General features: G+C 62.3%; 26 protein-coding genes. 18 read left to right on the forward strand and 8 right to left on the reverse strand.

Features of this window, described 5'->3' with window-relative positions; all coding sequences use genetic code 11:
• Nucleotides 1–11: 11 nt before the first annotated feature.
• The 3 genes from ISG32_RS04375 to ISG32_RS04385 form a co-directional block, all read right to left on the reverse strand.
• Entirely contained in the window at nt 12–983 is a 972-nt protein-coding gene (locus ISG32_RS04375; protein WP_194769832.1) for a Bug family tripartite tricarboxylate transporter substrate binding protein, read from the reverse strand.
• Between the two features lie 32 nt (nt 984–1,015).
• Nucleotides 1,016–1,912, reverse strand: coding sequence for a site-specific tyrosine recombinase XerD (gene xerD / locus ISG32_RS04380; RefSeq protein WP_194769833.1), 897 nt, complete (start codon nt 1,910–1,912; stop codon nt 1,016–1,018).
• Between the two features lie 85 nt (nt 1,913–1,997).
• Nucleotides 1,998–2,960: a tripartite tricarboxylate transporter substrate binding protein BugE gene (locus ISG32_RS04385; protein WP_194769834.1), complete on the reverse strand. Its 963-nt coding sequence runs from the start codon at nt 2,958–2,960 to the stop codon at nt 1,998–2,000.
• A 158-nt stretch (nt 2,961–3,118) separates the two neighbouring features.
• On the opposite strand from ISG32_RS04385, the gene ISG32_RS04390 reads away from it, so the two are divergent.
• Nucleotides 3,119–4,036: an AEC family transporter gene (locus tag ISG32_RS04390; RefSeq protein WP_194769835.1), complete on the forward strand. Its 918-nt coding sequence runs from the start codon at nt 3,119–3,121 to the stop codon at nt 4,034–4,036.
• Nucleotides 4,037–4,118: 82 nt separating this feature from the next.
• On the opposite strand, the gene queG is transcribed toward ISG32_RS04390, so the two are convergent.
• Nucleotides 4,119–5,186 (reverse strand): tRNA epoxyqueuosine(34) reductase QueG, encoded by a 1,068-nt coding sequence (gene queG / locus ISG32_RS04395; RefSeq protein ID WP_194769836.1) that lies wholly within the window; start codon nt 5,184–5,186, stop codon nt 4,119–4,121.
• On the opposite strand from queG, the gene tsaE reads away from it, so the two are divergent.
• The 3 genes from tsaE (at nt 5,169) to ISG32_RS04410 (ending at nt 7,719) form a co-directional block, all read left to right on the forward strand.
• Nucleotides 5,169–5,714: a tRNA (adenosine(37)-N6)-threonylcarbamoyltransferase complex ATPase subunit type 1 TsaE gene (gene tsaE, locus ISG32_RS04400; protein WP_194769837.1), complete on the forward strand. Its 546-nt coding sequence runs from the start codon at nt 5,169–5,171 to the stop codon at nt 5,712–5,714. The genes queG and tsaE overlap by 18 nt on opposite strands.
• 61 nt (nt 5,715–5,775) lie before the next feature.
• Complete coding sequence (locus tag ISG32_RS04405) at nt 5,776–7,305, forward strand: N-acetylmuramoyl-L-alanine amidase (protein WP_323745890.1); 1,530 nt, start codon at nt 5,776–5,778, stop codon at nt 7,303–7,305.
• A gap of 168 nt (nt 7,306–7,473) precedes the next feature.
• Nucleotides 7,474–7,719 (forward strand): glycine zipper 2TM domain-containing protein, encoded by a 246-nt coding sequence (locus ISG32_RS04410; RefSeq protein ID WP_194769839.1) that lies wholly within the window; start codon nt 7,474–7,476, stop codon nt 7,717–7,719.
• A 94-nt stretch (nt 7,720–7,813) separates the two neighbouring features.
• Here the strand turns inward: ISG32_RS04410 and ISG32_RS04415 are convergent, their stop codons facing one another.
• On the reverse strand, nt 7,814–8,479 hold the full coding sequence (locus ISG32_RS04415) for a DedA family protein (protein WP_194769840.1): 666 nt from the start codon (nt 8,477–8,479) through the stop codon (nt 7,814–7,816).
• 131 nt (nt 8,480–8,610) lie between these two features.
• Here ISG32_RS04415 and ISG32_RS04420 point away from each other — a divergent pair, with 131 nt between their 5' ends.
• From ISG32_RS04420 to mutL, 4 genes are read left to right on the forward strand one after another with little or no spacing between them, the layout of a single operon-like run.
• A complete protein-coding gene (locus ISG32_RS04420) occupies nt 8,611–9,480 on the forward strand; it encodes an ATP-binding cassette domain-containing protein (RefSeq protein ID WP_194770416.1) in 870 nt (289 codons plus the stop codon).
• Nucleotides 9,477–10,346, forward strand: a complete 870-nt coding sequence (locus ISG32_RS04425) for a hypothetical protein (protein WP_194769841.1) — start codon at nt 9,477–9,479, stop codon at nt 10,344–10,346. Before ISG32_RS04420 ends, ISG32_RS04425 begins: the two co-directional genes overlap by 4 nt.
• Nucleotides 10,343–11,266 carry a hypothetical protein gene (locus ISG32_RS04430; RefSeq protein WP_194769842.1) on the forward strand — a complete coding sequence of 308 codons (924 nt, stop codon included), beginning with the start codon at nt 10,343–10,345 and terminating at the stop codon, nt 11,264–11,266. The genes ISG32_RS04425 and ISG32_RS04430 overlap by 4 nt, the downstream gene beginning before the upstream one ends.
• A gap of 52 nt (nt 11,267–11,318) precedes the next feature.
• A complete protein-coding gene (gene mutL, locus ISG32_RS04435) occupies nt 11,319–13,319 on the forward strand; it encodes a DNA mismatch repair endonuclease MutL (protein WP_194769843.1) in 2,001 nt (666 codons plus the stop codon).
• Between the two features lie 24 nt (nt 13,320–13,343).
• Here mutL and ISG32_RS04440 read toward each other — a convergent pair whose 3' ends face one another.
• Nucleotides 13,344–13,616, reverse strand: a complete 273-nt coding sequence (locus tag ISG32_RS04440; RefSeq protein WP_194769844.1) for a hypothetical protein — start codon at nt 13,614–13,616, stop codon at nt 13,344–13,346.
• 392 nt (nt 13,617–14,008) lie between these two features.
• On the opposite strand from ISG32_RS04440, the gene gdhA reads away from it, so the two are divergent.
• Complete coding sequence (gdhA, locus tag ISG32_RS04445) at nt 14,009–15,352, forward strand: NADP-specific glutamate dehydrogenase (RefSeq protein ID WP_194769845.1); 1,344 nt, start codon at nt 14,009–14,011, stop codon at nt 15,350–15,352.
• Nucleotides 15,353–15,634: 282 nt separating this feature from the next.
• Here gdhA and ISG32_RS04450 read toward each other — a convergent pair whose 3' ends face one another.
• Nucleotides 15,635–16,276, reverse strand: coding sequence for a LysE family translocator (locus ISG32_RS04450; RefSeq protein ID WP_194769846.1), 642 nt, complete (start codon nt 16,274–16,276; stop codon nt 15,635–15,637).
• A 110-nt stretch (nt 16,277–16,386) separates the two neighbouring features.
• Here ISG32_RS04450 and ISG32_RS04455 point away from each other — a divergent pair, with 110 nt between their 5' ends.
• The 9 genes from ISG32_RS04455 (at nt 16,387) to ISG32_RS04495 (ending at nt 25,165) form a co-directional block, all read left to right on the forward strand.
• Nucleotides 16,387–17,187 carry a transporter substrate-binding domain-containing protein gene (locus ISG32_RS04455; protein WP_194769847.1) on the forward strand — a complete coding sequence of 267 codons (801 nt, stop codon included), beginning with the start codon at nt 16,387–16,389 and terminating at the stop codon, nt 17,185–17,187.
• 145 nt (nt 17,188–17,332) lie between these two features.
• Complete coding sequence (locus ISG32_RS04460; RefSeq protein ID WP_194769848.1) at nt 17,333–18,172, forward strand: ABC transporter permease; 840 nt, start codon at nt 17,333–17,335, stop codon at nt 18,170–18,172.
• A 14-nt stretch (nt 18,173–18,186) separates the two neighbouring features.
• Nucleotides 18,187–18,939 (forward strand): ABC transporter ATP-binding protein, encoded by a 753-nt coding sequence (locus tag ISG32_RS04465; protein WP_194769849.1) that lies wholly within the window; start codon nt 18,187–18,189, stop codon nt 18,937–18,939.
• 186 nt (nt 18,940–19,125) lie between these two features.
• The gene (locus tag ISG32_RS04470) at nt 19,126–20,382 is read left to right on the forward strand and encodes a glycosyltransferase (RefSeq protein WP_194769850.1); all 1,257 of its coding nucleotides are present in this window, start codon (nt 19,126–19,128) and stop codon (nt 20,380–20,382) included.
• A gap of 48 nt (nt 20,383–20,430) precedes the next feature.
• Entirely contained in the window at nt 20,431–21,201 is a 771-nt protein-coding gene (locus tag ISG32_RS04475) for a hypothetical protein (protein ID WP_194769851.1), read from the forward strand.
• A 1-nt stretch (nt 21,202) separates the two neighbouring features.
• On the forward strand, nt 21,203–22,066 hold the full coding sequence (locus ISG32_RS04480; protein ID WP_194769852.1) for a Gfo/Idh/MocA family protein: 864 nt from the start codon (nt 21,203–21,205) through the stop codon (nt 22,064–22,066).
• 62 nt (nt 22,067–22,128) lie between these two features.
• The gene (locus ISG32_RS04485) at nt 22,129–23,184 is read left to right on the forward strand and encodes a DegT/DnrJ/EryC1/StrS family aminotransferase (RefSeq protein ID WP_194769853.1); all 1,056 of its coding nucleotides are present in this window, start codon (nt 22,129–22,131) and stop codon (nt 23,182–23,184) included.
• A gap of 41 nt (nt 23,185–23,225) precedes the next feature.
• Nucleotides 23,226–23,795: a cupin domain-containing protein gene (locus ISG32_RS04490; RefSeq protein ID WP_194769854.1), complete on the forward strand. Its 570-nt coding sequence runs from the start codon at nt 23,226–23,228 to the stop codon at nt 23,793–23,795.
• A gap of 20 nt (nt 23,796–23,815) precedes the next feature.
• Nucleotides 23,816–25,165, forward strand: coding sequence for a glycosyltransferase family 2 protein (locus tag ISG32_RS04495; protein WP_194769855.1), 1,350 nt, complete (start codon nt 23,816–23,818; stop codon nt 25,163–25,165).
• A 39-nt stretch (nt 25,166–25,204) separates the two neighbouring features.
• Here the strand turns inward: ISG32_RS04495 and ISG32_RS04500 are convergent, their stop codons facing one another.
• The gene (locus ISG32_RS04500; RefSeq protein ID WP_194769856.1) at nt 25,205–25,714 is read right to left on the reverse strand and encodes a DUF1178 family protein; all 510 of its coding nucleotides are present in this window, start codon (nt 25,712–25,714) and stop codon (nt 25,205–25,207) included.
• Nucleotides 25,715–25,759: the final 45 nt, after the last annotated feature.

Consider the following 25,759-nt stretch of genomic DNA (forward strand, 5'->3'; position numbering starts at 1 on the left):
AGGGTGTCGGTTCAATCCAGTTCCAGCTTGCGCTCGCGGATCAGGGCCGACCACTTGGCGTTGTCCTGCTTCACGAATTCCGCGAATTCCTTGGCTCCCAGTGGATGGACCTGCGAACCGGAGCTCGCGAACTTGGCCTGCAGATCGGGCTGCGCCAGCACCTTGGCGAGCGCGTCGGCGATTTTCTGGGTGATCTCGGGAGACAGCCCCGCCGGAGCGACCAGCCCCTGAAAGCCCACCGACTCCATGTCCTTGAGCCCCAGCTCGCGCACCGTCGGCACGTTGGGCAACTGCGGATCGCGCTGCGGTCCGGTGACGGCCAGCGCCTTGAGCTTGCCGCCCTTGATCTGCGGAAGCAGCACCGAGCCCGCATCGATCAGCAACTGCGTCTGCCCGCCGATCAGTTCCTGAATCGCTGGCGCGCTGCCTTTGTAGGGCACATGCGTCACATTCAGGCCGGTGACCTGGTTCATCAGCTCGCCGTTCAGATGCGTGGACGTTCCCGCACCGCCCGAGGCGAAATTGGCCTGCCCCGCATGCGCCTTGGCCCAGCTGACCCATTCCTTCATGTCCCGCGCGGGATGGTCCGGCCGCGTCACCGCCACGTAGCTGCCCTGACTGATCTGCCCGATGTAGCTGAACTGCTTGATCGGGTCATACGGCATCTTCTTTTGCAGATACGGTGCGATCGCGAACGGCCCGGTGTTGGCGAGCAGCAGCGTGTAGCCATCGGGTGCGGCGCGGGTCAGCTCGGTCGCGGCAATCGTGCCGCCCGCGCCCGGCTTGTAGTCGAGCACGATCTGCTGGCCGATGGCCTCCTGCAGCGGAATCTGCACCGTGCGCGCGGTGAAGTCGATGCCGCCGCCCGGCGGATAGCCGACGATCAGGCGGATCGGCTTGGCCGCCGGCCAGGCCTGCGCAAACGCCGCGCCCACCGATGCGCCCAGCGCCAATGCGACGAGCCATTTTTTGTGATTCTTCATTGTTGTCTCCTGGTTGAAATGCTTTTGCGCCGCTATCCGCGCGGATGGTGCTGCGCGTGCAGGGCCTTGAGCCGCTCGCGCGCCACATGGGTGTAGATCGTGGTCGTCGAAATGTCCGCATGGCCGAGCAGCAGCTGCACCACACGCAGGTCGGCGCCATGGTTGAGCAGGTGCGTCGCGAACGCGTGACGCAGCGTGTGCGGCGACAGCGGCGAGGTGATGCCCGCGATCTGCGCGTGCTTCTTGACGATCACCCAGAACATCACCCGCGTCATGCCCGCTCCACGCTGGGTGACGAACAGGTCATCGGTCTGCTGGCCGCCCAGGATCGCGCCCCGGCTCTCTGCCAGATAGCGCTCGAGCCAGCGCATCGCCTCTTCGCCGAAGGGCACGAGCCGCTCCTTGCCTCCCTTGCCCATGATGCGCAGCACGCCCTCGCGCAGGCCGAGGTGAAAAGTCTTGAGCGTCACCAGCTCGCTCACCCGCAGCCCGCTCGCGTACATCAGCTCGAGCATGGTGCGGTCGCGCAGGCCGAGCATCGAATCCACATCGGGCGCCTTGAGCAGTGCCTCGACCTGCTGCTGCGACAGCGTCTTGGGCACGCGCAGCGCCTGCTTGGCGGCCTGCATGCGCACGGTGGGATCGACGGTGATGCGCTTTTCGCGCAGCGCCCAGTGAAAGTAGCGCCTGAGGACCGTGAGCCGCCGGTTGGCCGAGGTGGCGCGCGTCTCGGCATGGCGTGCCGCGAAGTAGCCCTGCAGATGCGTTTCTCCGGCCTGGTTCAGCTCGATGGGCGGCTCCTGCGTGATCAGCCAGTCGGCGAATTTCGTCAGGTCGCGGCGATAGGCGTCCAGCGTGTTGCGCGCAAGGCCGTCCTCCAGCCAGAGGGCATCCATGAACTCGTCTATTGCAATCTGGCTTTCAGACATGCAGCGAACATAGCACGTAAAAACGCCACCTGCGGCGAGGTGGCGTCGGGTCGATTCAGTCTCGAATTCAGCCCCGGACCGGCGCTCAGTCGAGCGTCAGCTTCTGCTTCTTCACCACGTCCTTGTAGACGTCGAATTCGGCCTTGATCTGCTGGGCGAACTGCTCGGGCGTGTTCGCCACGATGATCGAGCCCGTGTCCTCGATGCGCTTGCGCACGGCCGGATCGTCAAGCGACTTGCGCGTGGCATCGTTGAGCTTGTCCACGATGTCCTTGGGCAGACCCTTGGGGCCGAGCAGACCGTAGTAGGCCAGGCGGTTCACCGGCTCGAGACCGACTTCCTTGAAGGTCGGCACGTTCGGCAGCTCCTTCAGACGCTGCGGCGCGGAGACCACGATGGGCACCAGTTTGCCCGCCTTGATGAACGGCAGCGCCGAAGGCAGGTTGTCGAACATGATCGGCACCTGTCCCGCCACCACGTCGTTGAGCGCGGGGCCCGCGCCACGATAGGGGATGTGCGTCACGAAGGTGCCGGTCAGGCTCTTGTAGAGCTCCATCAGCATGTGGCCGATGCCGCCCGTGCCGGACGAGCCGTAGGAATACTTGCCGGGATTCTTCTTGATCTCGGCGACAAAGCCCGCGTAGTCCTTGGCGGGGAAATTCGGGTTGACCGCGATGATGTTGGGCGTCGCGGCGATGTTGATGATCGGCGTGAAATCCGTGATCGGGTTGTACGGCGTCTTGGTGTTGATCGCGGGATTGGCCGCGGTCGTCGACACCGTCGCCACCCCCAGCGAATAGCCATCGGGTGCCGAGCGCGCGGTTTCGGTGGCACCGATCACGCCGCCGCCGCCGCCCTTGTTCTCGACGATCACGGGCTGGCCCAATGCCTTGCCCAATGGGTCCGAGATCACGCGCCCGATGATGTCGGTCGTTCCTCCAGGTGCAAATGGAACCACCAGACGAACGGGTTTGCTGGGATATCCATCTGCGAATGATGTGCCTGCGGCCATTGTGAGAGCCAGAGCCATCCAGTGTCGGCGTTGCATATAAGAAACTCCTCACATTCGAAAACATCGATCTGAAAAGGCATCCTAATCGCAGCAACGCACAACGGGGTTCCCTTTTTCTGCCCGATTCCTCGGGGATTTCCCGAAAAACCGTCGGCCCAATTTCGGACCGATGAATGCCGCCGGAGCACCTCGCTATGCTGCACGCGGTGAACTACGCCCAACTCCTGCTGCCCGACTTCTCGCTGATCCTGCTCGGCTATCTGATCTGCCGCCACACACTTCTCAACCGCTCCGTCTGGCAGTCGGTCGAAGTGCTGGTGTACTACCTGCTGTTTCCCACGCTGCTGTTCCAGTCGATCCTCAAGAGCCCCATCCACATTCAGGAGGCCTCGAGCCTGATCGGCGCCACCCTCACGCTGGGCGCGCTGGCCGTGGCGCTGTCGTACTGCCTGCCCTGGGTGCCGGTGCTCGGCAAGCACATCGAGCGGCGCGAACATGCCGCCGCCGCGCAGATCGGCTTTCGCTTCAACTCCTACATCATGCTGGCGCTGTCCGATCGCATTCTCGGGCCGCAAGGTCTGCTGATGATGGCCATGGTGATCGGCATCTGCGTGCCGCTGTTCAACATCGCCGCTGTCTGGCCGATGTCGCGCGGATCGAATCGCGGCTTCGTCGGCGAGGTGGTGCGCAATCCGCTGATCGTCGCCACCATCGCCGGCCTCGTCTGCAACTTTCTCGGCCTCTCCATCCCCACATTCATCGAGCCGGTCTTCACCCGCATCGGCGCGGCCTCGCTGGCGCTGGGCCTGATGGCCGCAGGCGCGGGCCTGCAATTGGGCGAACTGCAGCGCAACCGGGCGCTGACGGTCTCCATCCTCTCGATCCGCCACCTGATCCAGCCCCTCATCGCATTCCTTCTCGCGCGCGCCTTCCGGCTCGACGCCGCGCAGACCATCGTGCTGATCCTGCTTTCGGCATCGCCCACAGCGCCCTCCTCCTTCGTTCTGGCGGCGCGCATGGGCTACAACGGACCGTATGTCGCGGGGCTGGTGACGCTGTCAACGATGCTCGGCGTGCTCAGCCTGCCGTTCGCGCTGGGGCTTTTGCAGTAAGAGCGTGTTCACGATCTCATCGCGAGGATTTGCACTGCGGCAGACCGCCCGAGGCCGCACCTGCATGACCGTGTGGAGATCGTCAACACGCTCCAAGCGCCCAGGCCACATGCTCGCGCACGATCTCGCTGGGATGATCGGCGCGTGACTGCAGCGCCGCGCGCAGTTCCGCGTCCTCGGCCTTGGCCAGCGCGTTGCCCATCGCTACCGCGATGTTGCGCAGCCAGCGTTCGTGGCCAATGCGGCGGATCGGGCTGCCTTCGGTGCGGCGCAGGAACTCCGCCTCGTCCCACGCGAACAGGCGAGCGAGGGTGTTGCCTTCGAGCCCCGGCCGCACGTCAAAGTCGGGCAGCACGCCGCGCTGCGCGAACTTGTTCCACGGGCATGCCAACTGACAGTCATCGCAGCCGTAGATGCGGTTGGCGAGCAGCGGCCGCAGTTCTTCGGGAATGGAGCCCGCGTGCTCGATGGTCAGGTAAGAGATGCATCGGCGCGCGTCGACCGTGCGCTCGCCGACGATGGCCTGCGTCGGGCAGGCCGTCATGCAGGCCGTGCAGCTGCCGCAGTGCGACGTGGTCGGCTCGGTCGGCTCCAGCGCCAGATCGACGTAGATCTCGCCCAGAAAAAACATCGAGCCCGCCTCGCGGTTGAGCACCAGCGTGTGCTTGCCGCGCCAACCCTGACCGCTGCGGCTGGCCAGCTCGCACTCGAGCACCGGAGCCGAGTCGGTGAACACCCGATGGCCGAGCGGCCCCACGGCTTCGGCGATCCGCTCGGAGAGCTTCTGCAGGCGCGCGCGCAGCACCTTGTGATAGTCCCGCCCCCGCGCGTACATCGACACGATGCCCTCCTGCGGACGTGACAGACGTTCAAACTCGATGGCCTGCCAGCCTTCGGGGACGCTCTGCGGCAGATAGTCCATGCGCGCGGTGATCACACTCACCGTGCCCGGCACCAGTTCGGCCGGACGTGCGCGCTTGAGTCCATGCGCCTGCATGTAGTGCATCTCGCCGTGGAAGCCGCTTTCCAGCCAGCGCAGCAAACCTGCTTCAGAAGACGACAAATCCACTCCGGCCACGCCAATTTGGGAAAATCCCAGTTCGCGAGCCCAGAGCTGAATTTGAGGAACGAGTTGACTGCTGCACCACATCACCCGCAAATTGTAGAAACAAGTGCCCCTGCATCGGCCGAAAAAGGCCCGCAGGATGCGACTGCACGCGTTCAAATGCAATGGAGCAGCGAGGACGACACCGCCGTTTTCGCTCGCCAACTGGCCTCCCTGCCCGAAACCAGAAACGCCTTCATCACTCTGCACGGGGATCTCGGCGCGGGCAAAACCACCTTTGTGCGCCACCTGTTGAAGGCCCTCGGAGTAACAGGTCGTATCAAGAGCCCTACCTACGCCGTCGTCGAACCCCATCAGGCAAGCGGCCTCGACATCTGGCATTTCGACTTCTATCGCTTCAACGACCCGCGTGAACTGGAGGACGCGGGCTTTCGCGACATCTTCGCCAGCCCCGGTCTCAAGCTCGCGGAGTGGCCCGAAAAGGCTGGCTCTCTTACCCCGACTGCTGATATAGCTATTTACATTGAAGCATTGGACGATGAGATGCGGCGCGTTACGCTCGAGGCTCGAACGTTGTCGGGCAGAAATCTGCTCAAAGGTTTGAACATATGAAGAAGTCGAGACTCACACTCGCATGACACCATCGCCCAGTGCCACCCATAAAGGACCTCTCGTGAACGACGAGTCGCCCACCGACAAGGCCTCCCCTCCCTCCCGCCGGGCTCTGCTCAAGGCGGGCACTCTGGTGCTGCTGCTCGGCACTCAGCAGATCGCGCGCGGCGCCGCCATCGTGGCCGTGCGCGTCTGGCCCGCGCAGGACTATTCGCGCGTCACCATCGAGTCGGACACCAAGCTGGTCACCAAACACACCTTCGTCGAAACGCCGCCGCGCCTTGCCGTCGACATCGAGGGCATTGACCTGAATCCGCAGCTCAGGGAGCTGGTCGCCAAGGTGCGCGCCGACGACCCGAACATCGCGGGCATCCGCGTCGGTCAGAACGCGCCAGGCGTGGTGCGCATGGTGGTCGACCTCAAGCACGCCGCGCGCCCGCAGGTCTTCACGCTCACGCCCGTGGCGGCCTACAAGCACCGGCTGGTGTTCGACCTGTATCCCGCCCAGGAGCGTGATCCGCTCGAAGCGCTGATCGCCGAACGCCTCAACGACCCCAAGGCCACCGTCGCCCAGGCGCCCGCGCCCATCGACAAACCGGCGAATGCGCCTCAGGACCCTCTTGGCGACCTGATCGCGCAGCGCAGCGAGAAACCACTGCAGGACCGCCCCATGGTGGCGGTCGCGCCACCTCCGGCTCCGCTGCCGCCCGTGACCGCCGCGCCGGTGCCTGCACCTGCGCCCGTGGTGATCGCCACGGCACCACCACCACCGCCGCCTCCCCCTCCGGCCCCCGTACCAGCACCGCCGCCGCCACGCCCTCCGGCTCCGGCACGCGCCCCCTCCGCACCGGCGGTTGCGCGAGCCACCGACCGGCTGATCATCGTGGCGCTGGACCCCGGCCATGGCGGCGAAGACCCCGGCGCCATCGGCCCCAACGGCACGCGCGAGAAGGACGTGGTGCTGCGCATCGCGCATCTGCTGCGCGACCGCATCAACGCCACCACCGTCGGCGGCAATCCGATGCGTGCGTTTCTCACGCGCGACGCGGACTTCTTCGTGCCGCTTGGCACCCGCGTGGAAAAGGCCCGCCGCGTTCAGGCCGACCTGTTCGTGAGCATCCATGCCGACGCCTTCACGACGCCTGCAGCCAAGGGCGCGAGCGTGTTTGCTCTCAGCGAACGCGGCGCTTCAAGCTCGGCCGCGCGCTGGCTCGCGAACAAGGAAAACGAGTCCGACCTGATCGGCGGCATGAATGTCACCTCGCAGGACCAGCACGTGCAGCGCGCCCTGCTCGACATGAGCACCACGGCGCAGATCAACGACAGCCTGAAGCTCGGCAACGTGCTGCTCGGCGAGATCGGCGGCTTCGCCAAGCTGCACAAGCCGCGCGTGGAACAGGCGGGATTTGCGGTGCTCAAGGCCCCCGACATCCCAAGCGTGCTGGTGGAGACCGCGTTCATCAGCAACCCGGACGAAGAAGCCAAGCTGCGCTCCTCGGTCTATCAGAACCAGCTGGCCGATGCGCTGATGCGCGGCATCACCCGCTACTTCGCCAAGAACCCGCCGCTGGCGCGCAGCCGCTCCGTGTAAAGAAACTCGGGGTGCAGGTCATATTTGGTATCTCTTTCCCCGGTTTGTCCTCCTGACCGGGATCACGAACGTTGTAGTGACATGGGCAGGGTCGATCCGACTCTGGCCTCGTGAGGCGACGCCGACATCCGCGGCCCGCCTCCTGCTACCGAAGAAAGGGGTACACACATGAAAAACATCCGCATCATCACCGCCGCCATCGTCTGCGCGACCACACTGGGTCTCGTGGGCTGTGCATCGCACCCCACCAACCGCCAGGTCGGCACCGGAGTAGGTGCCGTGGCTGGTGGATTGGTCGGCAACGCGGTGTTCGGCGGCCCAGTGGGCACCATCGGCGGCGCTGCCGCAGGCGCGTTGATCGGCAACGAAATCGGCGGACGCCACGACTACGACCGCCGCGGCTATCGTCACTGATCGCGCAGTGGCCCACCGAGGCCACTCTCTCCATGCAAAAAGCCCCTGACGCCTTGCGGCATCAGGGGCTTTTTGCATGTGGTTCGGAGCGCTCTCAGCCCTGCGACGCGGCCTCGCGCTGCTTCTCCGCACGGCCTGCCTTCCAGGCACCGAAAATCGCGATCAGGCCCGGCACCAGGATCAGGCCCCAGATGATCTTTTCCAGATTGGCCTTCACCCATTCCATGTTGCCGAAGAAATAACCGGCCGAGACGATGCCCAGCACCCAGATCAGCGCGCCGACGACGTTGAACATGGTGAACTTCGCCCGCGTCATGTGGGCCACGCCCGCCACGAAGGGCGCGAAGGTGCGGATGAACGGCATGAAGCGCGCAAGAATGATGGTCACGCCGCCATAGCGCTCATAGAAAGCATGGGCCTGGTCGAAAGCCCGCTTGTTGAACCAGCGCGAATCCTCCCACTGGAACACCTTGGGCCCGAGATAGCGGCCGATCGTGTAATTGCACTGGTCACCCAGAATCGCTGCCGCCAGAAGCACCGGCACGGCAATCGAAAAATGCATCAGCCCCGCGCCGCACATCGCGCCGACGATGAACAGGAGCGAATCCCCCGGCAGGAACGGCATCACCACCACGCCCGTTTCCACGAACACGATGATGAACAGCAGGGCATATACCCAAGGCCCATAAGCCACCACAAACGCTTCAAGATGCTTGTCGATGTGCAAGATGAAGTCGATCAAAAAACTGACGATTTCCAAACCCGTTCCCCGGTGTTCAACGAAGGAATGGACTGTAGCGCATCGGCCTCAGCCGCTCGCGAAAATGGAGATTGCAGAGGAATCACCATAGAATAAAGCGAACGCATCTGTAAAGCAGAGAGGGATTGACAATGAAGGCAGACCTGCAGGTTCGCGATCTGCGCTTTGGCTACAAGGGCCCGCTGTTCGAGCATTTCCATGCGGCCATCGACACGCCCGGCGTCTATGGTCTGTTCGGGCGCAACGGGACGGGAAAATCAACGCTGCTCAAGCTGCTCGCTGGACTGCTCACGCCCGAAGACGGCGAGATCCGCGTGCTCGGGTTCAGGCCGCGCCAGCGCCATGCCGAATTTCTTGCGCAGGTCTATCTGCTGCCCGAGGAATTCCACCTGCCCGACCTCAAGCCCGAAGCGCTGGTGCGCAACCACGGCGTGTTCTACCCGCAGTTCAACGCAGCGCTGTTCCGCGAATATCTCGCCGAGCTTCAGGTGCCGCCCGGGCATCGCTTCTCGCAGATGAGCCTTGGCCAGAAGAAGAAGGCGACGATCGCCTTCGCGCTGGCCACCTGCACGCCCATCCTGCTGATGGACGAGCCGACCAACGGCCTCGACATCGAAAGCCGCATGCAGTTCAAGCGCCTGATGCAGCGGCCCGAACACGCCTCGCGCATCGTGCTGATCAGCACCCATCAGGCCCATGATCTGGAGAGCATCATCCGGCACATCTGGTTCATCGACGGCGGCATTCTGCGCCTGTCATCCGACATGCCGCGCCTCGCCGAACATCTTGCGATGGGCGTGGCGGCCTCCGCAGCCGAACTGCCCGATGCGACGGCGCTGCTCTACTCCGAGCCGCTCGGCGCACAGGTCGCCTGGGTCGCGCGCCGCGATGCGCTGCCTCCGGGATCACCCGCCACACCCGTGCAGCTCGAGCTGATCTACAAGGCGCTGAGCCTCGATCCGCAGCGCGTGCTGGCCGCAGTGCAGGAGCAGGCACCATGACGTCGACAAGCACACTCTCCGCCGCGTCCGGTTCAACCTTCCGCCGCTCCCGCTTTTCGGCACTCGTGCGCGTCGATCTGGCGGAACGCTGGAGAAGCTACGGCAGCGTGCTGCTGGTGGCGCTGGTCGTGCAGGTGATCGTGCTCGGATGGATTCAGTTCACGATCAACGACCCCAAGCCCATGGACATGGACGCGCAGATGGGTTGGCACGCCAGCTTTCTGTACATCTTCGGCATCGCCTTCTGTTTTGTGTTTTTCGCCCCGATGCAAAGGCAGGAGTCCAGCCTTCTGATACTGATGCGTCCCGCATCCATCTTTGAGAAATGGTTGCACACGGCGCTGTTGCTGCTGGTGCTTTTTCCGCTGGCCTACACGCTTGTCTACTTGCTGGCCACCGTGCCGCTCAACGGCATCGCAGCGATCATGGAGTCGGCCCGCCACGCACGCGCGGCGGCCTCCCCCTCGCCACTGCCTGCCGCATCGCAGGTCGGATTCCACGTGTTCATTCCCTATCTCTCGATGGGTGACAACGCCTTGGCAGAACGCGGGAAGCTGTTGCTGCTGCAGTGGTGGTACACGGTCATCTGTGGCTCCGCCGCGTTCGCGCTCGTGCGCTTTCGCCGCGCGGCGGTGTTCAAGAGCCTGGCGCTCGCGTTCTTCGTGGGCCTCTTCAGCGTGATGCTGCTGAGCGGCGGCGCCCGCATGGGCGGCGATCCGCGCGTGCTCACCAGTTGGCTGGAAGGCGATGGAGCCTTCCCCTTCAGCGTGTCCGCCGTGCTCGCCAATCTGCTGCTGTGGGTCTGCGCTCCGCTGCTCGTCTGGGGCTCGGCTTACCTGGCCTTGGGTGAAAGGGACCTCGCATGAAGCCGCGCTATGCCTCGATCATCTTTGGCGCGGCCGTGCTCTCTGGCTGGGCCGGCATCTGGATTGCGCAGATGGGCACACCGACCGTCGAGTCGAGGGCGCTGATCAGCAAACCCGCCTCCGAATTGCACGGCGTGAAGCGCGTCGTCTATGACGTTCCATCCCACCACCGATGGAGATACCCACGCGAGACGGTGGTGCTGGCCGGATGGAATGGTGACCTGCGCCTGCAAACCGATTCCCGGGGGGCGAACGACCAGCCCCTGCAACTGGTGCGCGAAGGCGATACGGTGTTCGTGCGCCTCAAAGAAACGCCCGCCGGAACTCCGCAGCCCACCGCCAAGGACAATACCCCGCCCGCAACCCACCACCCGGTGAGCCTGACCCTGCCCGCTTCGGTCTCGGAGCTCTCCTGGCCCAGCGTGCGACTGCGAATGGCCAGCTCCGCCAACACCCCGTCGCTCACGGTACGCACCTATGCGCTGAAGGTGGGGTATGAGCCATCCCAGCGCGAGCATCTGGGCGATCAGGTCGATGCCCAGATCGTCGCCGACCTTCAAAAAGACATCGTGCCCGGCAGACTCGATCATATGACGGCGATCCTGCTGCCTCGTGACGCCTGTGAAAGCCGCAACCGATTCAGCAAACGCTACGAGTCAGACTTCGAATACAAGGGCGGCTTCTTCCCGCAGATCACGCTGCTGGCCGACATCGGCAAGATCGACATCCAGACGATGGAGCCCGACATGCAGATCACGCTGCGCACCTCGCAGGACTCGATGCTCAATGTCGAGAAGATCGCCTATCTCAAGCAGCTGCGCCTCGAAACGATGAGCCCCGCCGAAGCTGGGGAGATCGCCAAGACCGAGCTGAACGACCCGTTCAGCGCCTGTCCATCCGCCCAGATGAAAAGGCGATGAGCGGCAAAAGAGCCCTCGGGCAGGCTCTTTTTCGCGCCACTAGAATGACCCGGTGAACGAAGCCAACACCCCCTCCCCCGCCGCAACATCCGCACAAGCCTCCCACCGCCGCCCGATCCGCGATCTGCCCGATGAACTGATCAGCCAGATCGCGGCCGGAGAGGTGGTCGAGCGCCCCGCCTCCGCCGTGCGCGAGCTGGTGGACAACGCGCTCGATGCGGGCGCCTCGCAGATCACCGTGCGCCTGCTGGCGGGTGGTGTGCGCCTGATTTCGGTGGAGGACGACGGCATCGGCATTCCGCCCGAGGAGCTGCCGGTGGCGCTGCGTCGCCACGCGACCAGCAAGATCACCAATCTGCACGACCTCGAGGCCGTCAACACGATGGGCTTTCGCGGCGAGGCGCTGGCCGCGATCGCCTCGGTGTCCGAAACCGCCCTGCTGTCCCGCACGCAGGACCAGCAGAGCGGCTTTCTGCTCGACGCGCGCAGTGGTGAGCTGCGCCCGGCGGCACGCAGCCGGGGCACGACGGTGGAGGTCAAGGAGCTGTTCTTCTCAACGCCCGCACGCCGCAAGTTCCTGAAGACCGACGCGACCGAGCTCGCGCACTGCGTGGAAGCCGTGCGCCGCCACGCTCTCGCCCGGCCCGATGTGGGCTTCGCGATCTGGCACGAGGGCAAGCTGGTCGAGCAATGGCGCGCCACCATGGACGTGGCCGACGTCGGCGACGGCGACAAGCTGCAGCAGGGCCTCGCGCGCCGCCTGAGCGACGTGCTGGGCTCCGATTTCATCGAAGAATCCGTTGCCGTGCAGCTCCAGCACGGCAACGTCACCGTCACCGGCCGCGCGGGCGTGCCCGACGCGGCGCGTTCGCGGGCCGATCAGCAGTTCTGCTACGTCAACGGCCGCTTCGTGCGCGACAAGGTGCTCACCCACGCGGCCCGCAGCGCTTACGAGGACGTACTGCACGGCCAGAAGCAGCCGGTCTACGCGCTGTTCATCGAGATCGATCCGCTGCGCGTCGACGTGAACGTGCACCCCACCAAGATCGAAGTGCGCTTTCGCGACAGCCGCGAGGTGCACCAGGCCGTTCGCCACGCCGTGGAAAACGCCCTCGCCGTGCCGCGCGCCCAGGCCCTCGCCGCAGCTGCGGCGGCCAACGAAGCCGGGCAAGCCGCGCCCTCCGCCGACAGCGCCGCGCCGACATCCTTCACGACACCCGCAGCGCCCTCCCCCTGGGCTCCTACCCCGAACTGGAAGGCCCAGTCCACCATGCCGTTCGAAGAGCGCGTGGGCCACAAGGTCGAGGACCTGCAGGCGCTTTGGGGCGCGCCCAAAACGGCTGCGCCCGGTCTGGAAGGCAATGCCCAGCCTTCTTCCTTCGCCGCGTCCGCACCGCAGGCACCGGCCGTTCAATGGCAAGCCGCCACCGCCCAGGCACCCGCCACGGAATCCGAGGCCGCGCCCTGGCCGCTGGGACGTGCCGTGGCGCAGATCCACGGCGTGTACATCCTCGCCGAAAACGCGCAGGGCATGATCATCGTGGACATGCATGCGGCGCACGAGCGCATCGTCTACGAGCGCCTCAAAACTCAGGTGATCGACGAGAACGCGCGCATCGCCAGCCAGCCGCTGCTGATTCCGGCGACCTTCGCGGCCACGCCGCACGAGGTCGCGGCGGCCGAGTCGAACACGGACACGCTGGCGCTGCTCGGCATGGAAATTTCGCCGTTCTCTCCGCGCACGCTGGCCGTGCGCGCCGTGCCCACCGCCCTCGCCCAAGGTGATCCGGTGGAGCTCGCGCGCAGCGTGCTCGCCGAACTGGCACAGCACGACGCAAGCACCGTCGTGCAACGCGCACGCAATGAAATTCTGGCGACCATGGCCTGTCACGGCGCCGTGCGTGCCAATCGCAAGCTCACGCTCGACGAAATGAACGCGCTGCTCAGGCAGATGGAGGTGACCGACCGCTCGGACCAGTGCAACCACGGTCGCCCCACCTGGCGTCAGCTCACGATGAAGGAACTGGACGGTCTGTTCCTGCGCGGACGCTGATCGTCACACGCGCACCGACGGACATCAGTCGACTCCGTCGTCTCCCGATGCCTGCTCCGTCGCGCCGGAGCGCCAGCCCCATTGCGTGGCGCGCTGGTGGATGAAGTCAGTCCCCAACTGCGCGGGCTGATGCAGGCTCGCGGCCACATGCTCGATGGCGAGGGTCGACCGCTTTCGAGTCAGCACCGCATCGTCCGCCGCTGCCACATTGCCCACCAGCAACACCGTGGCCGCAGCCGCCGTTGCGCTCAATGCACAGGCTCTGCTCATGGTCTTCATCGGATGGCCCCTTTCCATCTTCTTTTCCATTCCTGATTGAATCTCCGCCCCCATTCCAGAACACGGGGCGCGGAGCGCCACTGTCGGCCCCTGCGATGACAGGCAGGTGTCACCCTGCTCGCCTCGGATTCCCCCTTGGATAGAACGCTGGCCACTTGGTTCACGCTCCAATAGATAAGGGTTAACACCTAGATTATCACGCTGAACGTGAGGTCATCCCCAAACGCCGGAACGGAGCCTCGAGCTCACCAAAAGTGTGCAAAAACAAGGACTTCCTTGATGTGCAGTGCACAAAACCCGACTTTTGCAGATGCAAACTTACCAATTTGGTGCATGACACCATGTCTTTTTGACATAATGTCGGATTCACTCCAGAAACACGTTGTCACCAAGATAGAAGGTTCCGCTTTATGAAGCACGCATCGCTCGGGCAATTCCTCGAACAAGTCGCCCAACGCAATCCCGGTCAACCGGAATTCCTGCAAGCCGTCACGGAAGTGATGGAGAGCCTGTGGCCCTTCATCGAAAAGAACCCGCGCTATGCAGAGCAAGGCCTGCTCGAGCGCCTGGTCGAGCCCGAGCGCGTGGTGATGTTCCGTGTGTCCTGGACCGACGATCAAGGCAACGTGCAGGTCAACCGCGGCTTCCGCATCCAGCACAGCATGTCGATCGGCCCCTACAAGGGCGGCCTGCGCTTCCACCCCTCGGTGAACCTGTCGGTGCTGAAGTTCCTGGCGTTCGAGCAAACCTTCAAGAACGCGCTCACCACACTGCCAATGGGCGGTGGCAAGGGTGGCTCCGATTTCGACCCCAAGGGCAAGAGCCCCGCTGAAGTCATGCGCTTCTGCCAGGCCTTCGTGATGGAACTGTTCCGCCACGTCGGTCCCGACACCGATGTGCCCGCAGGCGACATCGGCGTGGGTGGCCGCGAAGTCGGCTTCATGGCCGGCATGTACAAGAAGCTGGCGAACAACGCCGCATCGGTGTTCACCGGCAAGGGCCTGACCTTCGGCGGCTCGCTGATCCGTCCCGAAGCCACGGGCTACGGCACGGTGTATTTCGCTGACGAAATGCTCAAGACCAAGGGCAAGAGTTTTGACGGCCTGCGCGTTTCCGTGTCCGGCTCGGGCAACGTGGCGCAATACGCGGTCGAGAAGGCCATGGAACTGGGCGCCAAGGTCGTGACCGTGTCCGACTCCTCCGGCACCGTGATCGACGAAGACGGCTTCACCGCCGAAAAGCTGGCCATCCTCATGGACGTGAAGAACCACCACTACGGCCGCGTGAACGATTACGCCGCCAAGGTCGGTGCCAAGTTCGAAGCCGGTGTGCGCCCATGGCACGTGAAGGTCGACGTGGCTCTGCCATGCGCAACCCAGAACGAACTGGACGAAAACGATGCCAAGCTGCTGATCGAAAACGGTGTGATCTGCGTGGCCGAAGGCGCGAACATGCCCTCGACCATCGAGGCTGCCAAGGCATTCGAAGCCGCCGGCGTGCTGTACGCACCGGGCAAGGCCTCCAACGCCGGTGGCGTGGCCACTTCCGGTCTGGAAATGAGCCAGAACGCGATGCGCCTGTCCTGGCCACGTGAAGAAGTGGATGCACGTCTGCTGCAGATCATGCAGAACATCCACGCCGCCTGCCTGAAGCATGGCAAGCGTGCTGATGGCACCGTGAGCTACATCGATGGCGCGAACATCGCTGGCTTCGTGAAGGTGGCGGATGCCATGATGGCACAGGGCGTGATCTGATCTTTTTCCTCTGATCTTTTCTGTGCTGTGTGGGAACCGCCTTCTGGGCGGTTTCTTCGTTTGGGGTGCTGTTTTTTGCGCCTGCTCGGTCATTGAGGGCGGAGGCCGGGAGTTCCGCCCGGCGGCGGAGTAACTTTTTGCTTGCGCGCAAAAAGTAACCCAAAACGCGCTGTCAATACCTCCGGCGGAACTCGACTGCGCGCTTTGCGCTCCGCTCGGACAACCGCCGGAAGTCAGTTGGAGAGAGGTGCTTTCGGCACTTCGCTTCGCTCGTGCCTCGTGCTAGCGCTGCGCAGCGAGCAGCAGGCCGCCTGCGCCCATGAAGAAGCCGCCGGTGGCCTTGTTGAGACGCACGACACCCTTGGGTGTGCGGATCCAGCGCCTGATCTGACGACCACAGGAGGCGTAGACCAGGGTCGACACATATTCGGCCATCAGGTAGATCGATCCGAGCACCAGAAACTGCATGGCCGCTGGCTTGGAGGGGTCGATGAACTGCGGGAAGATCGCGGCGAAGAGGATGATGGCCTTGGGATTGGTGATGCCGAGCAGGAACTCCTGCATCGCGAGCGTCTTGACCGAATAGTGCCGAGGCTCGGCGACCACCGCAGTGCCGTCACCGCTCTCGATCATCGCCGCCCCACCAAAGTCGCGGCTGCGCCAGGCTTTCCATCCGATCCAGAACAGGTAGGCCGCACCGATCCATTTCACGGTCAGGAAGGCCGACTCAGACGCGAGCAGCATCGCGCCCAGTCCAATCGCCGAGACCGTCAGAAAAATCGCGAACGCAGCGACCCGCCCCGTGGTGGCCAACAGCGCCGGAACGACGCCCGCCCGAATGCCGTTGTTGAGCCCGCAGAAATTGTTGGGACCGGGGGTGAGGGAGATGGCGATGGAGACCGGTATGAACAGGAGAGCATCCATGGCGGTCCCTGCCTTTGCATATTGAAGGAAATGAAGCCACCCAGTGTAATACTCGGCATGGTTTTTCGCTGGCACCGGGCCGGCCCCACCCTTCAGGAGACAACGTCAACATGCGCACCACCACCATCATCAACCGCCGGTTTTTCCACACCTCCCTGATCGCCGTCGCGGCCACGGCTGCCATGGCCGCGCCGCTATGTCATGCCGGCCAACGCCTTGATCAAATCATGCAGACCAAGACGCTGCGCGTGGGCACGCCCGGCGACTACCGTCCCTTTGCCATCAAGGCCGATGGCGGCTACAGCGGCCATGACGTCGACGTGATCGAAGCCATGGCCAAGGAGATGGGCGTGAAGATTGAGTGGGTGCCGACCACCTGGCCCAATCTGATGCCCGACCTCAAGGCCAACAAATACGACGTGGCCGTGGGCGGAATCACCCGCAACGTGGCGCGCCTGTCGCAGGCCGACATGCTCCCCGGATACGCGCCCTTCGGCAAGGTGGCGCTGGTCCGCAAGGCGGACAAGGACAAGTTCCAGACGCCCGAAAGCCTCAATCAGTCCGGCGTCCGCGTGATCAAGAATCCGGGCGGCACGAACGAGGCCTATGTGCTGCAGAATCTCACGTCCGCTCAGGTCAGCACGCATGACAAGAACGCAGAGATTCCCGCGCTGATCGCCGAGGGCAAGGGCGACGTGATGATCACCGAAACCTACGAAGCGCTGCATTACGCGCGTGTTGAGCCCCGCCTGCACGCCGCATTTCTGGAAAACCCACTCACCCCGGTGAACACATTGGGCTTCATGTTTCCCGCCGACGATGCGGACTACGCCCGCGTGCTGCGCTTCACATGGGAGCAGATCGACAATCGGGGTGGATTGAAGTCGGCTGCGGGCAAGTGGTTGAAGTGAAGCAAAAAGTTCAATCACGACACGCTGGCTGAAAGAGAACTTGTATGCACGGATGGCGCAACTGGCCCGTAAAATCGCGCGCAATCGCGCCGCCATGCACCAAAGATTCTCTTTCTGTGATCGGCAACGTTTGGCAGATCACCGCATGAACCCCAATCCCCAGATCGAACGTGAACGCCCCTCTCTGGGTAAAGCCTCGCAATGGCAACTGCTGCTGCAGGACATCGCGCTTTCGCTGCGTCAGTGGCCGCTGTGGATGCATCTGGGCTGGCAGGATCTGCTGCGGCAGTATCGACGCTCGTTTCTCGGTCCGGCATGGATCGCCATCAACATGGCGATCTTCACGGCAGCCTTCGGCTGGATTGGGGCACAGTTGTTCAATCAGGACACGAAGACCTACATACCCTACTTCTGTCTTGGAAACATCTTCTTTGGATTTCTGACGTCGACATTCAACGACGGCTGCAGAACCTACATCGATGCTGCCCCGTTTCTGAAGCAGGCGTCCTACCCCAAGTTCACCTTCGTCTTCCGGGTGGTGTGGCGCAACCTGCTGCTGGCGCACCAAATTCCGCTGATTCTCGTGGTACTGTGGTTTGGTGATCTGCTCGGTGGCGCGCTGTGGCATGTCTGGCTCGCAGGACTGGCCGCAAGTACCGTCTGCGCCACCTTGGTGCTCGCCATTCTGGCCGCCATCGCCACGCGATTCCGCGACGTTCCCATGGTGGTGGGCAGCATCCTTCAGATCGCGTTCTTCATGACGCCGGTGATGTGGCAGTCAAGCCAATTGAGCGCTTCCCGCGCACACTTGGTCACCGTGCTCAATCCGCTTGCCGCGTGGCTTGAACTCATGCGCGCTCCCTTGCTTGGAAAGATGCCGTCCGATACCGCGTGGCTCACTACAGGTGTGGCTTTCGGTCTCTTGCTCGTGCTTTGCACGGTGATCTATCTTGCGGCGCGCCGTCGCATCAACTACTGGCTGTGAACGAAGTACCTGCCATGAAGCCCTTCATTCAGCTCAGCCATGTCGACATCAGCTTTCCGGTCTTCGACGCTCAAAGCATCGGACTCATCAACACCCTGGTGCGCTTCACCGGCATGCCACGCAGCAGGTCTTCCACGCCAGCGCCGATTCGAACCGTCCATGCGTTGCATGACATCAACCTTGAACTCCGATCGGGTGATCGCATTGGTCTGATCGGACACAACGGCGCAGGCAAATCCACCTTGCTGCGCGTGCTCTCAGGCGTCTACGAACCCGTGCGGGGACACATCCGGCAGCACGGCAGCGTATCCGCACTCACCGACATCATGTTGGGGATAGACGCTGAAGCATCAGGAATGGATTTCATCATTACGCGCGGCATCGTGATGGGCCTGTCCAAACGCGAGGCATGCAATCTGATTGACGAAATCGGTGCATTCACAGAACTGACAGATCGACTGCACATGCCCGTTCGCACCTACTCCGCCGGCATGCTGCTCAAGCTTGCATTTGCGGTGGCCACCACGGTCACACCGGACATTCTGCTGATGGACGAGGTCGTCGGCGCGGGAGACGCCAAGTTTCAGGAACGCGCGCAGAAGCGTCTGCACGATCTCATGTCGCGCGTGAGCATTCTGGTGGTCGCAAGTCACAACGAGCAACTACTCAAGTCGTTCTGCTCGCACGCGTTGGTGCTCAGCCACGGACAAATCGCTCATCGAGGCAAAGTGGATGAGTGTCTTGCCTACTATCACGCGAACGGCTGAAAAATGTTTTTTACAGTGATGCGAAACGGTCCACCATTGGGTCTCGTGGAGTGCTAATCTTGCAAGCAAATGTCAAGACGCTGTGAGTTCCGGAAACCCCGTCGCCCACAGACTTTCTACCACGCACCCTGGCCACCCGTGCATGGCCGTTGATCAACCATGAGAATACTCATAGCGATGTGTTGCATGCAGTACCGGACTGGCGCCGAACTGTTTGTGCGCGACATCGCGCTGGCACTGAACCAGCGTGGTCACAGCATCATTGTCTTCTCGCCCATCATGGGTGACATGGTTGACGAATTGCGCACCGTCTGCATTGCCTGCGTCTCCGATCTGACGCAGATTGCCGAGGTGCCGGACATCATCATCGGCAACACGCGCGATGAGACCGTGGCATGTCTCGCCCTGTTTCTCGGCGTGCCGGCCATGTTCGTCTGCCATGACCGCACCGCGTCTCACGGACGTCCGCCACTCTTCAGCCGGATCCGTCAACATGTCGCCGTGGACGAAAACTGCGCTGAGCGTCTCTATCTGGAACACGGCATCCCCCGATCATCGATAGAGCTCATATCAAACGGCGTGGATCTCACACGCTTCAAGCCACGCGCACCATTGCCCGACAAGCCGCTGCGCGCAGCCATCTTCAGCAACGATTCAACCGAGCATCAGGACACCCGCGCGATTCGTGCGGCCTGTCTGGCCAGCGACATTTCGCTGGACGTGATCGGAGCAGGAGTAGGCCAACAGGCCTGCGCGCCCGAAGACATTCTTTCTCAATACGACCTCGTGTTTGCCAAGGCCCGTTGCGCCATGGAAGCGATGGCCGTAGGTTGCGCCGTCATCCTGTTCAACCAGAACATGGGATTGGCCGGCATGGTGAAAAGCAGCCATGTAAAGGCATGGCAGGCCTGGAATTTCGGTCGCAGGCTTCTTCGATGCGAGGTGTCCGAAACCCATGTTTCAGCAGCCATAAGTGAATATGACGCCACCGATGCTCAAATGGTCAGCGAGCACGTTCGCACCCACCTGTCGCTCGATGCCACTGCCTCAAAGCTTGAACACGTCGCGTGGCGCATCCTGCAGCAAGAGTCATCTCTCGCTCCAGTTTCTCCTGAAATTGAAATCCGCGAATTCACCCGTCACTGCATGGACAACCTGCTGCCATTTGGCGCAGCGTATCTGGCTGCACAGACGGGAATGGCGAGGGAACGTATCGAATCTCGCGACACCATCATCCGGCAGAGGCAGGAACAGATGGTCCTGCTGGAGCGAGTCCATGAAGCGAGTATCCAGGCGCTGCGCGAAGCCGGTTCACGCGAGCTGACGAACGCAATCAATCAGTTGTATGAACGCGAGCGCCACATCCAGGCACTGCTTGCCAGCAAGAGCTGGCGGGTGACCGCCCCACTACGCTGGCTTGCAGCAAGGTTGGGCATTCAATGAGCCTCACATTTTTTTGAACACGCTCTCCGCTGCGTCCGGGTCATCAACATGAAACCTCTTCTGCTCATCGCGCATCCTGGGCACGAATTGCGCATTTTTCAATGGGTTTGCAAAACCCGCCCGCATGTGATCGTGCTGACCAACGGAGACGGCTCCATCGGACAACCACGCCTGGAACATTCCCGTCAACTGCTGGAATCCATCGGCGTGCGGATTCGCGAAGACTGGCTCGCATCCGTGCCGGACTCCACCATCTACAACGCCTTGCTTGGTACGGCAGCATCGCCGTTTCAGGCATGGCTCCAGACGTTGATCGGCATCGGCATGCAGGGACACTTCGACACTGTGGTCGCAGACCAAGCCGAGGGCTACAACCCCAGTCACGATCTTTGTCGAGTGATGGCCAACTGTCTTGCAGACGCCTTGCGGCAATCAGGCCACCCCATTCGCGGTCTGGAGTTTCCGCTCATCAGCCACTCCTGCGACCCTGCCAGACAACATGATGTGGAAGTGGAGGTCACGCTGACGGATGCCGAGCTGGCGCACAAGCTCGGCACCATGCGTCAATATGCCAGCGGCACCAGCAAAACACTGGAGTACGAACTGCAGACTATGATCGACGCATTCGGGGAGACATCGTTCGCGCGGGAGTGTCTCTACCCAGCCGCACGCACAGCGTATGAATCCAATGAATTGCCTCCCACCATGCCCGAATTCGAGCGCATTGCCGAGGAGCGATATCAGGCAGGCGTCTACCGAGACGTGATCCGCGCAGAACACCTTCGGCGGTTGGTGCAGAACATGATCAACAAGGCCTGAGATGACGCACGACATGCTGCACAAGATTCGCATCGCCATCATCGGCTACGGCCGCTTTGGCCGCGTGCACGCGATGAGGGCTCGCACGCATCCCGGATTCGAGGTGGTGTGCGTCGTCGATCCTCAACCCCATGCAAGGCAGGCCGCACAGATGGCTGGTTTCATGGCCGTCGCACGTCTGCAGGATTTACCGCACGGAGTGGAGGCTGCCGCCGTGGTGACTCCCTACGATACCCATGCGGAGAGCGCGATCACGCTGATGCGCATGGGTATCGACGTACTCGTGGAAAAGCCGTTGGCGAGCACCGAACGAGACATCGACGCGCTGCTGGATGTCGAATGCGCAACTCAACGCAAACTTTGCACGGGACATATCGAGCGCTTCAACCGCCTTCTCGGAGCCCCACCGTGGAGCGAGACTCCGCAGAGCATCGCCTTCACTCGTTGCTCGAGCCTTGGATTGAAAAGCGGCTCCATCGTGCTAGATCTGATGGTCCATGATCTCGATACCGCCTCCTTTCTATTCGCCCGGCCGGCCGAGGAAACCTTCGAAATCATCGATGTGGAGAAACGAAGCCACGCAGTGAATGCACGCGTGCTGTTCTGCGGCACCCAACTCCATCTGAGCGCAAGCCATGGCGCTCCGAGCTCGGATGCACGTCTGAATTGGCAGGATTTTGAAAACCACAATGAGCTCTGTTTGAGATCAGCTGGCATCACTCCACCAGGCCTTGACGCGCTGACACTCCAATACACGGCGTTCCATGAGCGGCTTCTCGGTACGCCCTCGCAGCGGCCCATCGCGACGGCGGCCGAAGGTGCCATCGCTGCGCGCCGGGCCATCGCCATCGAGTCGTGGTCATGAGCGTCCCATTCTTTCGCAGTCCTTGGCAGACCCCGGAACTGGCTGAGCTCATGGGAGGTCGAATGACCGAGCTTCTGCGGAGCGGTCACTACATTCTGGGGCCGCAGGTGCAACGGTTCGAGCTGGCACTTGCGAGCCATCTTTCCAACGGCATGCAGACCGTCGCCGTCAATTCGGGCACTGATGCCCTGGTGCTCGCGCTGCAACTTCTCGACTTGAAAGCAGGCGACGAAATCATCGTGCCCGCAAGCACGTTCATTGCGTGCTACGAAGCCATCGTCCGTGCCGGGGCAACGCCTGTACTGGTCGATTCGCTCGACGATGATTTTCTCTGCAATGCAGACCAGATCGCACAACGCATCACACCACGCACACGTGGCGTAATCGCCGTGCCGTTGTTCGGTGACACGAGCGCCACGCCCGCCATCATGCGGCTTTGCCAGTCACGCGGTCTGGCACTCGTCGAAGACATTGCGCAGGCGCTGGGTGCTCAAACGCGTGATGCAAACGGGCATTTGCTGCAGGCGGGCACAATGGGCGATGTCAGTACAGCAAGCTTCTACCCCACCAAAACCTTGGGTGCTGCGGGCGACGCGGGAGCGCTGATCAGCGCACGATCAGATCTCATGGAACGGGCACGCGCGCTGCGCAACCATGGCCGAGCGGGAGCGCGCCACACCGAGGTGGGATTCAACAGCCGCATGGACGAGATGCAGGCATTGATGCTGATTGAAGGAATGGCACGGCTTGAATCATGGTTGCAGGAGCGGCGCACCATCGCCACGCAATACCTGCAAGGCCTGTCTGGCTTGGTCGACATCAGCTTGCCACGCAAACGGGAAGGACACGCTTGGAATTACTTTGTCCTGCGCTGTCCGCAACGTGATGCACTAAAGGAAGCCCTTGCATGCCACGGCATAGACACCCGCGTCTACTACGATCCACCCATTCATCAACAACCGAGCTATCTGCAACGCTTTGGCTCAGTAGTATTACCCAACGTCGAACGCCATTCAAGGCAGGCACTGGCCTTGCCGTTGTTTCCCGGCATGACTTCGTCAGAAACAGAGCAGGTGATCGACGCAGTGTGTACAGTCGCGCATCAGCTTCGCGAATGACGCGCCTCGCTACACCATAGAACCAATCAGAGGGAACGCATATGAACGATCCAAGTCTTGCTCCGCGAGACACTGCAGATGTTGACGAGTGGCTGTTTTCCGGATGCAAGGACTCGCAGACAACATACGCCGACTGGAGTCTGGCGCGTGGCGTGCAGATCCACGGAGTGCAGTCCAAACAGATCACCAATGTACTGACCGATGACGGCTCGCTCACCGAAATCTATCGCAAGGACTGGCAGTTGGATGATCTGCCGGTGGAGCAGATTTTCCAGAAGATCATGTCTCCCGGCAGCGTTTCGGCATGGCATGCACATCGCCGTGCCACGGATCGGTTGTTCTGCGGCTATGGACGCGTGAAAGTCGTGCTGTATGACGCACGCAAGCACTCCCCGACGCAAGGACTGCTGACGGTGCATCGCCTTGCACTCGAGCGCCCCACCCTGCTCGTTGTTCCGCCGGGCATCTGGCATGGCGTGCAAACCGTTTCCGATTCGCCAGCCATCGTCATCAACGCAGTCGACATTGCGTATTCATACGAGGATCCCGATCACTGGCGACTGCCACCAGACTCGCCGGAAATCCCCTACCAATTCAAGCGCCGCGCTTGAGCTTGTCGGTCAAATCGAACATGCCCCGCGTCTCCATCATCATGGCAGCCTATGGGCGTCCGCACCTTCTGAAATGGGCCATCGAGTCCATTCAGAAGCAGACCATCACGGACTGGGAATTGCTTGTGGTGTCGGATGCCTGCCCGCACGGGACGGCAGAAACCGCCCAGATTTTTGCAGATGCCGATGAACGCATCCGCGTCATCCAACTGGCGCGCAATTGGGGGGAACAATCTGGCCCCAACAACGTGGGGCTTGCACGATCGAGCGCCCCGCTGGTTGCATTTCTCAATCAGGACGATCTCTGGTTCCCCGATCATCTGGAACTCCTGATTGATGGGATTGACGCCGCTGGCGCGGACATTGCCTTTGGTGCCAGCGCACACATGGGGTTGCCTCCCAATGGCGACATGCGGTGCTGCCCGAGCAGTCTGGCGGGCATGGGCGACAACGGCAGATACTGCCCCGTGAAGACCTTCGCGCCCATGTCCGCTTGGTTGGTCAAGAGGCGCTGTTTGGAGCGTATCGGTACACTTCCACGTGCGGCGGACTGCATCGCCGAATCATCACAGACGTGGCTGTTCAAGGCATGGAAACACAAGCTGAAAATCACTGCAGTGCCGGAACTCACCTGCCTGATTTTCTCTTCGGGCAATCGCGCAAACTCCTATTTGAATGAAGAGAGTTCGGAGCAGGCGTACTTCGGGGAACAGATTCGCTGCAACCCGTATCTGCGCGCGCGCATTCTTGTCCACGCCAGTCCAAGCTACCGCCCAGAATCCAATCCGCGCAAGGAACTCTTTCAGTTCCATTTTAAAAAGCTGCAAGCGAAATTTGGCTTGTTTCCGCGCGCTGTGGAGTTCTGGTTCAAGCACGGTCGACGTAGCGGCGACTACATCCGTTACCTGCGATCGGTACGTGGACTGCCCAGCCAAACGAGTACACCTGCAAACCACCCACAGATCCTGCGACGTCGCTGGATCGAGCGTCACTGCACCTACGAACTTGGAACACGCATCGACTGCAGCGAAAGCGGCCAGGGAGAGCGTCATCTGCGCGACGGCTGGTGTCTCGCAGACGCTGCGGGCAGCCTCATGTTTGCACCCACAGTCAGTTTGCACTTTCGACTTCAATCACTCAACGCACAAGCATCACGCCTTGTCATGCATTGGCAACTTCCAACGGGCGCAATTCTTTATGCGAGTCTGAATGGAGCAGGGATTCCATTGGCGAGCGCCATTGAATCCGACGAACCTCCGAACGCAGCCGAATGGGTCTGGAATATTCCTCGCACTGCGACGCGCAGTCTCGACTTTGAGATTCATACGCCAACGCCGGGATGTCGACTGGTGCGCATGCGTCTGGATTGACGAGCCCGGAACAGCCAATGGCCAAGCTGACGAGCGAAACTACTGCAGCGTTTCCTTCGCCGACTCCGGCAGCACGAAGGGCATCACGTCGATGCCCTCTTCCAGCAGTTCCGCCGTCTCTTCGGCCGAGGCCTGACCGCGGATGCCGCGTTCGGGGGCGTCGCCGTAGTGGATGCGTCGGGCCTCTTGCGCAAAGCGTTCGCCGACGTTTTCGGTATTGGCGATCACATGGCGGGCGGCGCGCAGCCAGGCGTCCTGAAGTTGGGACTGCAGCTCGGCGGGCAAGGTCTGGGGGCGGTTGCTCACGTCCTGACGAGGTGCCTGCGCGGCCTCCTCTTCGTTCGCTTTGCCTTGTCTTGCCGAAGTGGGCGCAGCGGACGACGCGCGCAGGTTCAGGCGTGGAGCGCTCAGGCCCTTGCGGATATCGCCGCTGCCGCACATAGGGCATTGGACGAGGGCGCGCTCCATCTGGGACTGAAAGTCTTCCTCGGAGGCGAACCAGCCTTCAAAGCGGTGGTCGGCATCGCAAAGCAGATCAAGCACCTTCATGGCGGACGTTCAATCCTTCTACGGCTGTCAAAAACGAGGAAAAGG

It is taken from the genome of Diaphorobacter caeni, assembly GCF_015354245.1.
Lineage (GTDB): Bacteria > Pseudomonadota > Gammaproteobacteria > Burkholderiales > Burkholderiaceae_C > Diaphorobacter_A > Diaphorobacter_A caeni.